Annotated in this window: 7 protein-coding genes; 3 read left to right on the forward strand and 4 right to left on the reverse strand. The window is 71.6% G+C overall.

Annotated elements, in window-relative coordinates; translation table 11 throughout:
- Positions 1 to 88 precede the first annotated feature (88 nt).
- Both ACH5AF_RS12025 and ACH5AF_RS12030 read left to right on the forward strand, forming a co-directional pair.
- Entirely contained in the window at positions 89 to 949 is an 861-nt protein-coding gene (locus ACH5AF_RS12025; RefSeq protein WP_398901444.1) for a DUF4097 family beta strand repeat-containing protein, read from the forward strand.
- A gap of 1 nt (position 950) precedes the next feature.
- Positions 951 to 1,988, forward strand: a complete 1,038-nt coding sequence (locus ACH5AF_RS12030) for a helix-turn-helix transcriptional regulator (protein WP_398901445.1) — start codon at positions 951 to 953, stop codon at positions 1,986 to 1,988.
- Positions 1,989 to 2,044: 56 nt separating this feature from the next.
- Here the strand turns inward: ACH5AF_RS12030 and ACH5AF_RS12035 are convergent, their stop codons facing one another.
- The 4 genes from ACH5AF_RS12035 to ACH5AF_RS12050 form a co-directional block, all read right to left on the reverse strand.
- Positions 2,045 to 4,804 (reverse strand): ABC transporter substrate-binding protein, encoded by a 2,760-nt coding sequence (locus tag ACH5AF_RS12035; protein WP_398901446.1) that lies wholly within the window; start codon positions 4,802 to 4,804, stop codon positions 2,045 to 2,047.
- Between the two features lie 126 nt (positions 4,805 to 4,930).
- Positions 4,931 to 6,370 (reverse strand): cellulase family glycosylhydrolase, encoded by a 1,440-nt coding sequence (locus tag ACH5AF_RS12040; RefSeq protein ID WP_398901447.1) that lies wholly within the window; start codon positions 6,368 to 6,370, stop codon positions 4,931 to 4,933.
- 72 nt (positions 6,371 to 6,442) lie between these two features.
- Positions 6,443 to 7,408: a zinc-binding dehydrogenase gene (locus tag ACH5AF_RS12045; RefSeq protein WP_398901448.1), complete on the reverse strand. Its 966-nt coding sequence runs from the start codon at positions 7,406 to 7,408 to the stop codon at positions 6,443 to 6,445.
- A gap of 221 nt (positions 7,409 to 7,629) precedes the next feature.
- Positions 7,630 to 8,841, reverse strand: coding sequence for an NADP-dependent malic enzyme (locus ACH5AF_RS12050; protein WP_398901449.1), 1,212 nt, complete (start codon positions 8,839 to 8,841; stop codon positions 7,630 to 7,632).
- Between the two features lie 523 nt (positions 8,842 to 9,364).
- Here ACH5AF_RS12050 and ACH5AF_RS12055 point away from each other — a divergent pair.
- Positions 9,365 to 10,194, forward strand: an 830-nt coding sequence (locus ACH5AF_RS12055; RefSeq protein WP_398901450.1) for an ABC transporter substrate-binding protein, incomplete at its 3' end; no start/stop codon positions are given.

Below are 10,194 nucleotides of genomic sequence, written 5' to 3' on the forward strand. Positions count from 1 at the left end.
GGCCCTTGACAACCCAAAACCGCGATATATCGTGTCCATCCAGGAGACGCGATATGTTGCGTCGCGGCCGGCCCTGGAGGTCACCACCATGGCAGAAACGACATGGGATGTCGCCGAGTCCCGGAAGCTCACCTTCGACGCCCCGGTCACGACGCTCAACGTCCGCATCGTCAACGGAACGGTCAACGTCGTCGGCACCGACGAAGGTTCCACCCGCCTGGAGGTGTCCGAGGTCGAGGGCCCACCGCTCCTCGTCACCAGGAACGGCTCCACCCTCACCGTCGCCTACCAGGACCTGCCCTGGAAGGGCTTCCTCAAGTGGCTCGACCGCAAGGGCTGGCACCGCAGCGCGGTCGTCTCCCTCGCCGTGCCCGCCGAGGCCACCGTCGAGGTGGGTGTCGTCGGGGCGAACGCCGTGGTCTCCGGCATCCAGGGCCCCGCCGTCATCCGCGGGGTCACCGGGGACACCACCCTCGTCGGGCTGTCCGGCGCCGTCCGCGCCGACACCGTCTCCGGCAATCTGGAGGCGCAGTCGCTCAGCGGCGACCTGCGCTACAACTCCGTCTCCGGCGACCTCACCGTCATCGCCGGCTCGGGCCGCTCCGTGCGGGCGGACTCCGTCAGCGGGGACATGGTCATCGACGTCGACGCCGCCGGCGGGCCGACCGACATCACGCTGACCACCGTCTCGGGCGAGGTCGCCATCCGGCTGCCCCACCCCGCCGACGCCCGGGTCGAGGCCAATACCGCGAGCGGCGCCGTGTCCAACGCCTTCGACGACCTGCGCGTCAACGGCCAGTGGGGCACCAAGCAGATCACCGGGACCCTCGGTGCGGGCACGGGCAGGCTCAAGGCCACCACCGTCTCCGGCTCGATCGCGCTGCTGCGCAGACCACCGGCCGAGGAGGACGAGGCGTACGCCGACGCCCCGACCGGGAAGGTTCTCTGACATGCCCCCCGTATTCGCCCATGGCCGCCTGCGGCTCTACCTGTTGAAGCTGCTGGACGAGGCGCCGCGCCACGGATACGAGGTGATCCGCCTCCTGGAGGAGCGTTTCCACGGCCTGTACGCGCCGAGCGCGGGCACCGTCTACCCGCGGCTGGCCAAACTGGAGGCCGAGGGCCTGGTCACGCACGCCACCGAGGGCGGTCGCAAGGTGTACTCGATCACCGACGCGGGCCGTGCCGAGCTCGCCGGGCGCAGCGGTGAACTGGCCGATCTGGAGCTGGAGATCCGCGAGTCCGTCTCCGAACTCGCCGCGGAGATCCGCGACGACGTGCGCGGTGCCGCGGGCAAGCTGCGCAGCGAGATGCGTGCCGCGGCGAGCGAGACCCGCAGGCAGTCCCCCGGCGCCGGGGGCTCCCAAGGCGCCAGGGGTCCCGGCGATTTCAAGGACTTCGGCGACTTCGGCGAGTTCATGGACAAGGAGTCCTGGCGGGCGGCGAAGGACGAGCTGCGCCGCGCCAAGCAGGAGTGGAAGGAGCAGGCGCAGCGCGCGAAGGACGAGTCGCGCCGGGCGCGGGAGGATGCCAAGCAGGCGCGCCGGCAGGCGCAGGAGGCGCACGAGAGTGCCCGCGCCGAGATGCAGCGCATCGCCAAGCAGGTGCAGGACCAGGTCCAGGACCACTTCGCGCGCGGCGACTGGCCCACCGGGGTGCGCGAGGGCCTGTCGGAGCTGGCGGGCCGGCTCGGCGGTCTGGCGAGAGGCACGGCATGGCCGCCGTATGTGCAGCCGGATCCGGCCGAGGTCGACCCCGACTGGGCGAAGGACACGGTGGACGCCATGGATTCGGCCGATCCGGCGCGTGATCTCGAAAGGCTGCTCGACCGCTTCCGGGATGACGTACGGGATGCGGCACGCGACCACGGCGTGACGCGGGAGCAGCTCGGCGAGGCCCGCCGGCATCTGTCGACCGCGGCCGCGCACATCGGCGCGCTGCTGCGTGCCCCCAGGGAGCACGAGGAGCCCAAGGACCGCAAGGAGTAGAACGGTCCGGGGCAGGGGGGCCGGGACCCCGCTCCGGCCCCGGACCCCCCGCACGGTCACAGCGGGCAGGTGTGCTTCTCGGGCCCCCAGACCCGGCGTACGTCGTCGCGCGCGATCATCCCGCACAGCAGCACCGTCTGCGCTCCCCGCGGGCCGCCGCGCTCGACCGCTATCAGCTTGTTCTCGGTGACCCGGCCGCCGCCCGCCGCCCCGTGCGCCTCGATCCGTCCGGTGGCGCCGTCGAATCCTCCGCCGCCGAGCCCCTGGTAGAGCACGGCCTGCAGCAGCCTGCGGTCGAGGCGCTCGTCGTGGCCGCCGGTGCCCCGCCACGCCTGGTCGACACCCTCCGCGAGGTAGCGCATCGCGTCCCAGGCGAGCGCCACATGGGCGTTCTGCCGCATCGCGCCCGTCCGGGTGCCGCGGTCCTTCCCGTACGTGCGGTCGTACGCCGCGAGGAAGGCCGCCGCCTCGCCGCTGACCTCGGCGAGCGCCGGGGCGCGTCCGTGCGAGACGTAGTACAGGCTCAGTCCGTCGAAGACCTCCCAGGGCCGCCGCTGCTCCGTCAGGGCGTTGGTGACGTCATCGCCGCCGAGCACGCTCACCTCGGGGCAGTCCCGGGCGTCACGGGTCAACTCGCCCAGGAACAGCTGGAAGTGGCTGCCCCGACCCGCCCAGACCACCGCCGTGCGCGGCTCCTCGGCCACCGCCCGGCACACCTCGCGCGCCAGGTCCTCCACCGCCGGGAACGGGGTGCCTGCCGGGGCCCCGGTCAGCGGCGAGGGCTCGGGCGCGTCCTTCGGCGTGTGCAGCAGCGACTCGGTCCGCTGCTCGCCGTACGCCGCCCGGAAGGCCGTCGCGAGGCTCGCGCTGTACGCGTCGGACGGATCGGCGATGAGCCGCACACGCACTGCGGGCTTGTCGTCCACGATGGGGACGTGTTCGGCGAACGCCGCCATCACCTGCCCGGCGCGGGTGTCGGTCGGCGCGGTCTGGTAATAGTGCCCGCCCTGGTGCAGCAGTTCGTCGGCCGTGCCGGAGGTGCCGACCATCGGCAGGCCGGCCTCGTCGAAGATGCGCATCGCCTCGTACGTACTGCGCCGGCTCTGTCCGAAGCCGATGACTCCGACGATCGTGTGGTCCTTTCCGGCGAGTTCGACGATCCGGTGGGCCACTGCCGGGGCGTCCTGGAAGCGGTCGCCGGCGTTCGCGGCGAGGACGCGCAGTGGGACCCGCTCTCCGGATTGCAGGGCCTGTTGGTTCGCGTATGCCTGGGCGAGGGCCAGGCCGCGCAGTTCGGCGAGGGTGCCGCCGCGGACCGCGTCCTCGGCGTCCTTGCCGCCGCTGAGCGGGCCGAAGTAGACGACGGTGCGGGCGTCCGGTCGCGGGTCGTCGTCGTCCCGGCCCGAAAGCTCCTTCTCCACCTCCCTGTTCTGCCGCTCGATGCGCTCCAGCACGTCCCGCACGGCGCGCTCGCTCTCGCCCGTGCCGAACACTTCCGATCCTTCCGCGACGCCGACGCACTGCCCGTCGGTGCCGAGGAAGGTGGAGCCGAGGCACGGGTCGGGGCCGACCCGGGTGAACGGCACGCCCGCCACGAGCCCGGCGATGACCGCGAGGGCGAGCACGGCCGCGGTGGCCGACATGGCCACTTCGGCACCGGGCCCCCAGCGTGTCGCGGGCGGGGCGAGCGTGGGCCAGCGGCCCAGCCAGTACGTCGCGGCCTGGTCGTCGGCGGGTCCCTCGGAGACCGGCACGACCATTCCCGACGGCCGCCCCGGCGGAGTGCCCCGCTGGGCGATGTTGGCCAGGTCGGCTCCCGCGGCGGACAGGCCCGGGACCTCGATGTCGGGGATCCGGCTGGCCAGCGTGCGCACACCGGCCGCCACCGCGACGACGGAGGTGCAGCGCAGGTCCTCCATGGCGGAGCGCAGTTCCCGCAGGAAGCGCTGGACACGCGACTCGGCCGGACCCGCCTCCTCCACAAGGAGCACGAAGCGGCTGACGCGCCGGCGCCGCCAGGGGTTGAACAGCCGCTTGCGGGCGGCGGCCTCCAGGTCGGCGAGTAAGGCGTGCACCAGGATCCGGTCGAGCTGTTCGGGATCGCCGTCCGGCCCGCCGCCGACCAGGTCGAGGGCCGAGCGGAAGAAGTCGGAGGGTGGCGTGCCCTGCTGCTGGCGCACCCACTGCGCGTACCAGCGACGCCCTCCGGAGCGGCTCCTGCCCAGCATCCGGCGGCCGGCCCGCCTGCCGTACAGGGCGCGCGGCAGCCGCTGGAAGAGCGGTCCTGCGATGAAGTTCCACAGCAGTTCGAGCAGGGTGCCGCCGTTGGCCTGGTCCCGGCCGCCCAGCCACCACAGCCCTCGGGCCAGCGCCGACACCTGCCGGTGCTCGGCGTAGCAGTGGTCACGCAACTCCCCGGGGCGGCGCTCCATCAGGCCCCCGACGGCGGGCGCGGTGACGACGGCGCGCAGCAGCCGGTAGGACGGCAGGCTCAGCCGTCCCGTGCCCGGCGGCATGGTCGCGTCCAGCTGGAAGGTGATCTGCTCGAACAGGTCCAGTGGCGGCGCGGCCGGGTCCGCCGTGGACTCGTCCAGGCAGGCGTGCGGGGCCAGCCTGCCCTCGCGCCCGCGCAGCCGGGAGCGCAGGCCGGTGACGATCCGGCGCCCCGCCCGCCCGGCGCCCGGCTCGCTCAGCAGCACCACCGGCACGCGGCTGCGGCTGCGGCGCGGCTCCACCACGAGTTTGTCGAAGGCGTCCACGAACCGTTCGACGCCCGGATAGGCCGGAATCCGACTCTGCTGATCCCCCGTTGCCATGATCTCCTCCCCCTCCACGTGCGATCACGTGAGCGTCAAGGCTCGTGCCCGGCACCGCTGTTGCGCAACCGATTCCCGACGCTGTTGCGCAACCGTCGCCCGGCGCCCGCACGTGGTGCGGGAAGTTCATCGTGGCGTGCGCGGAGTGACCCGGACGGTGACCTGTGCGCCGGGCCGCGCGTGCACGCGTGCGGTCGTCGCGCGGTCCGCGGGCAGCAACGGCGTGGCGTTCCGGGCGCGGCCGGTCACGTCGATGCGCCAGCCACCAGGCCGGGGCGGCACGGAGATCTCGGTGGGGCCGCCCCGCGCCCGGTACGCCAGCCGGTAGGTCGCGCTGTCCGGTTCGAACGTCTCCGCGCTGATCCGGCCGGCGACGGCGGGGGCGTACGGGGCGGCGGTCTGGTCCTTGTTCGTACGGAAGCGTCCCTCGTCGTCGACGGCGCAGTACCCGCCGCCGTAGCACCAGACGTAGCCCGCCCAGCCGGAGCCGTAGCGGTTCAGGAACGCCAGTGCGTCGCGGTAGAAACGGCCCATGTGCGGAAGGGAGTTGTTGAGCGGACCCCACTCCCCCACCACCACCGGGACCCGGTACTGCCGCGGATAGAGGGTGACGGCCGACTCGTACGCCTCTATCCAGCCCTTGGAGGGGTCGTAGTCGGCGCCTGCCTCCATCGCGGTGTTGTAGAAGTGGGGGGCGTAGACGGCCTTCGGGTCCTCGATCCGGCCCAGGCCGGTGGGGACGCCCTCCCCGACGATCGGGGTCGGTTCGAAGAAGATCCAGTTGTCGTCGTCGGCGGAACGGACAGCGTCCGCCAGGCGGTTGTACATCGGGGTGAGCTGCTCGCGCTCGATGCGCCGGGCCGCCGTCGGCAGGTCCTCGCCCGGCGCGATCTCACCCATGGGCTCGTTGATCAGGTCGTAACCGATCACGGCCGGATGGTCCTCGAAGCGTCCGGCCAGCACCCGCCACATGTCCGCCTGTGCGCGCCGCAGGTCCGGGTCCTCGTAGAGGTGGGTGAACGCGCGCTGCACGGCGGGCTCGAAATACTCGGCGAACCAGTCGTCGGGGTGCGGGGTGAACGGCAGCCCGTCGGTCCTCGTGGCCCACCGAGGGATGCCGCGGTGCCCGAAGACGGGCCCGAAGACGTCCTGGTGGGCGTCGATCAGGACCTGGATCCGATGCTTGCGCGCCCAGCCCAGGACACGTTCGATCTTGCGGAGGTACGCCTCGCTGTAGTGGCCCCGCTCGGGCTCCAGGTCGTCCCAGAAGACCAGCAGCCGGGCGAAGCCGAAGCCCTGGGCGCGCAGATCGCGGAAGTGGCGCTCGGTGATCGCGGACAGGGCGGCTTCGCCGCGATGGGTCTTGTCCTCGACGTTCCAGCCGCGCAGGGTGAGGACACGGCCCCGGTCGTCGGTGAGCCGGGGTATTTCCTGGGCTGCGTCCCGGTCGGCGGCGAGCCGGGGTATGTCCGGGGCTGCGTCCCGGTCGCCGGCGCTCGGCGCGTGGGCGGCGGACGTGGACAGGACGGCTGCGCAGACGAGGGCGGCGAGCAGACGCTGGTGCATGGGACCTCCGGCACGGTCGGTCGGCAGTGCCGGAGATCCCATCAGCAGAACTGACGGTCCATCAAGGGGACGTCAGCGAGGGGTCAGGACGATCTTCCCGAACAGGTCGCCGGCGGCCAGCTTCTCGAAGCCCTCCCTGGCCCGGTCCAGCGGCAGCACCTGGTCGATCACCGGCCGGACACCGGTCGCCGCGCAGAACGACAGCAGGTCCTCCAGCTCGTCCTTGGAGCCCATCGTCGAGCCCACGACCTTCAGCTCCAGGAAGAAGATCCGGGTCAGCTCGGCGTGCGAGGGCCGGTCGCCGCTCGTCGCACCGGAGATCACCAGCGTGCCGCCGGGCCGGAGCGACTTGACCGAGTGGGACCAGGTGGCAGCGCCGACCGTCTCGATGACGGCGTCCACACGCCGGGGCAGCCGCGCGCCGGGCTCGTACGCCTCCTCGGCACCGAGGTCGACCGCCCGCTCGCGCTTGGCCTCGTCCCGGCTGGTGGCGTACACCCGAAGGCCGGCCGCTTTGCCGAGCACGATCGCGGCGGTGGCGACGCCCCCGCCCGCGCCCTGCACGAGGACGGAGTCGCCCGGGCGGACACCCGCGTTGGTGAACAGCATCCGGTACGCGGTCAGCCAGGCGGTCGGCAGGCAGGCGGCCTGCTCGAAGGTGAGCTCCTTCGGCTTCGGCAGCACGTTCCAGGAGGGGACGGTGACCTGCTCGGCGAAGGTGCCCTGGTAGCGCTCGGTGAGGATGGAGCGGGGCTCGTCGGGACCGACGCCGTGGCCGCTCTGGCCGATGACGGAGTGGAGGACCACCTCGTTCCCGTCCTCGTCGACGCCGGCGGCGTCGCAGCCGAGGATCATCGGCAGCTTGTCCTCGCCGAGGCCGACCCCCCGCAGCGACCACAGGTCGTGGTGGTTGAGGGAGGCGGCCCTGACGTTCACGGTCGTCCAGCCGGGACGGGTCTCGGGGGCGGGTCGCTCGCCCAGTTCGAGTCCGTTCAGCGGCTGGTCGCGGTCGATGCGGGCGGCGTAGGCGGCGAACATGACCTTGAGACTAGGACGGCGGGGTGCGTGGCGGAACCGGGCACCGGTGTGACGCGCGTCCCGATCCGCCGCGCCTCGGCCGGGTCCGGCTGTCCCCACCAACCGTATGGCCCCGTGCGCCCCGTGAATCCGGTGGATCCGTGAACCGAAACGGGCCGTGCCGTACCCCCGCACGGAGTACGACACGGCCCGCTTCCACCGTGTAGGACGCGGGCGGCGCGTCAGCGCCGGGCGACGCCCTCGGCCCGCGCCGCCGCCGCGACGGCCGCGGTGACCGCGGGGGCGACCCGCTCGTCGAACGGGGACGGGATCACGTAGTCGGCCGACAGCGCGTCACCGACGACGTCGGCCAGCGCATTGGCCGCCGCGATCTTCATGCCTTCGGTGATACGGGAGGCCCGCACCTGGAGCGCGCCCGCGAAGATGCCCGGGAAGGCGAGGACGTTGTTGATCTGGTTCGGGTAGTCCGAACGGCCCGTCGCCACGACCGCCGCGTACTTGTGCGCGACGTCGGGGTGGACCTCGGGGTTGGGGTTGGCCATGGCGAAGACGAACGCGCCAGGCGCCATCGACGCGACCGCTTCCTCGGGCACCGTGCCGCCGGAGACCCCGATGAAGACGTCCGCACCGGCGAGCGCGGTCTCGAGGGAGCCCGACAGGCCCGCGCGGTTGGTGATCTCGGCGAGCTCGCGCTTGACCGGGGTCAGGTCCTCGCGGTCACGGCTGACGATGCCCTTGCGGTCGGCGACCGCCACGTCGCCGAGACCGGCCTCCAGCAGGAACTTCGCGATGGCCACACCGGCCGCGCCCGCGCCGGAGATGACACCGCGCAGGTCTCCGAGACCGCGTCCGGTCAGCTTGGCCGCGTTGCGCAGGGCCGCGAGCGTGACCACGGCCGTGCCGTGCTGGTCGTCATGGAAGACGGGGATGTCGAGGCGCTCCTGGAGCTTGCGCTCGATCTCGAAGCACCGCGGCGCCGAGATGTCCTCGAGGTTCACTCCACCGAAGGACGGCGCGAGGCGCACGACGGTCTCGACGATCTCGTCCGCGTCCGTGGTGGCGAGGGCGATCGGGACCGCGTCCACGCCGCCGAACTGCTTGAAGAGGATCGCTTTGCCCTCCATGACCGGAAGGGATGCCTCCGGGCCGATGTCGCCGAGGCCGAGCACCGCGGTCCCGTCCGTCACGACGGCGACGACCTGCGACTTCCAGGTGTAGTCGTGGACGAGCTCGGGCTGCTCGGCGATAGCCGTGCACACCTTGGCGACACCAGGTGTGTACGCGAGGGACAGGTCGTCCTTGTTCCGCACGGGCACGGTGGCCTGGATGGCCATCTTGCCGCCGCGGTGCAGCGCGAACGCCGGATCGAAGGGCTCGTCGGCACTCTCCGTGTTGGCGTCGTCGCTGCGAGGATTGACGATCTCCGCTGCCATTGGTAGACCCCTTAAGTCTTCATCAGTTGAGGGTGGCCACTCCTGGTTGAGGAGGGGTGGGCGGGCACCGCGTACGTCCCCTGCGCCGGGCGGTTGGCCCGCCCTGGCAGGGAGTGGTACGTACGCGCGGGCGCGCCGCACAACGCGCCCTGAGCCCCGGATGAGGGGTGTAAGGATCCTTCTTACCCGAGAGAGCGCACCTCGGACGAGTCGGTATCGGCACGGTGACGCGCTTCATACCCGTAAATCGGGACAACTCGACCAGGTGGCGTGAACCCGACCAGATCGCGAGACCACGGGAGATCTTCCGGTCGGAAGAGGGCAATCCAGCGAAAGGTCCGGCCTGGATGGACCGACTCGCGGGGGTTCGGGGGTGACCCGTTATCCGATTTTGACATGCGCGTCCCCCTGAATGAGCCAGTCCGAATGGCAAGATGCCGAAAACACACCGGCTGGCGACACTCGAAGATGAGTGCACAGCTGCACGTAACGCCCCTCTTACTCATGCCGGAGGACCCCGATCATGACCGCAAGCTTCACCCGTCGTACGACTGCCGCCAGGTCCCGGATCGCCGCGGTCTGTGCGGTCGCGGTCGCCGGCTCGCTGGTGCTCACCGCCTGTGGTGACCAGACGAACTCCGGATCCGACACCGCGCGGACCGAGGGCACGAAGTCCACGAGTGCCCCGCTGTTCGACAAGCTGCCGAAGAAGTACCAGGACTCCGGTGTCATCAAGGTCGGCACCGACGCCGCCTACGCCCCGATGGAGTACGAGGAGGGCGGCAAGATCGTCGGTATCGACCCCGACATCGCCGCCGCCATGGGCAAGCAGCTCGGTGTCACGTTCGAGTTCACGAGCGGTACCTTCGATGGCCTGATCTCGTCGCTCAACACGGGCCGCCAGGACATCGTCATGTCCGCCATGAGTGACACGAAGGCCCGCCAGGAGGGCCTTGACGACAAGGGCAAGAAGACGGGCGAGGGCGTCGACTTCGTCGACTACTTCAACTCCGGCGTCTCCCTGCTGGTGAAGAAGGGCAACCCGGAGAACATCCAGTCGCTCGATGACCTGTGCGGGAAGAAGGTGGCCGTCCAGCGCGGCACGACCTACCACGACACCTTCAAGGCGCAGGCCGCCACGTGTGAGAAGGCGGGCAAGGGCAAGCTCACCATCGAGGCGTTCGACACCGACGCCGAGGCCCAGACGCGCGTGAAGTCCGGCGGCGCCGTCGCCGACCTCAACGACTACCCCGTCTCGGCGCACATCGCGAAGACCGCGGGCGGCGGCAACGACTTCGAGGTCGCGGGCGGCCAGACCGAGGCCGGTCCGTTCGGCATCGCCGTCGACAAGGA

It is taken from the genome of Streptomyces sp. NPDC018833 (assembly GCF_044390825.1).
Taxonomy (GTDB): Bacteria; Actinomycetota; Actinomycetes; order Streptomycetales; family Streptomycetaceae; genus Streptomyces.

Excerpts from the sequence above, each read along its gene's own strand:
- ACH5AF_RS12025 (WP_398901444.1), top strand. The coding sequence starts at position 89 with ATGGCAGAAACGACATGGGATGTCGCCGAGTCCCGGAAGCTCACCTTC.
- ACH5AF_RS12030 (WP_398901445.1), top strand. The coding sequence starts at position 951 with ATGCCCCCCGTATTCGCCCATGGCCGCCTGCGGCTCTACCTGTTGAAG.
- ACH5AF_RS12035 (WP_398901446.1), bottom strand. The coding sequence starts at position 4,804 with ATGGCAACGGGGGATCAGCAGAGTCGGATTCCGGCCTATCCGGGCGTC.
- ACH5AF_RS12040 (WP_398901447.1), bottom strand. The coding sequence starts at position 6,370 with ATGCACCAGCGTCTGCTCGCCGCCCTCGTCTGCGCAGCCGTCCTGTCC.
- ACH5AF_RS12045 (WP_398901448.1), bottom strand. The coding sequence starts at position 7,408 with ATGTTCGCCGCCTACGCCGCCCGCATCGACCGCGACCAGCCGCTGAAC.
- ACH5AF_RS12050 (WP_398901449.1), bottom strand. The coding sequence starts at position 8,841 with ATGGCAGCGGAGATCGTCAATCCTCGCAGCGACGACGCCAACACGGAG.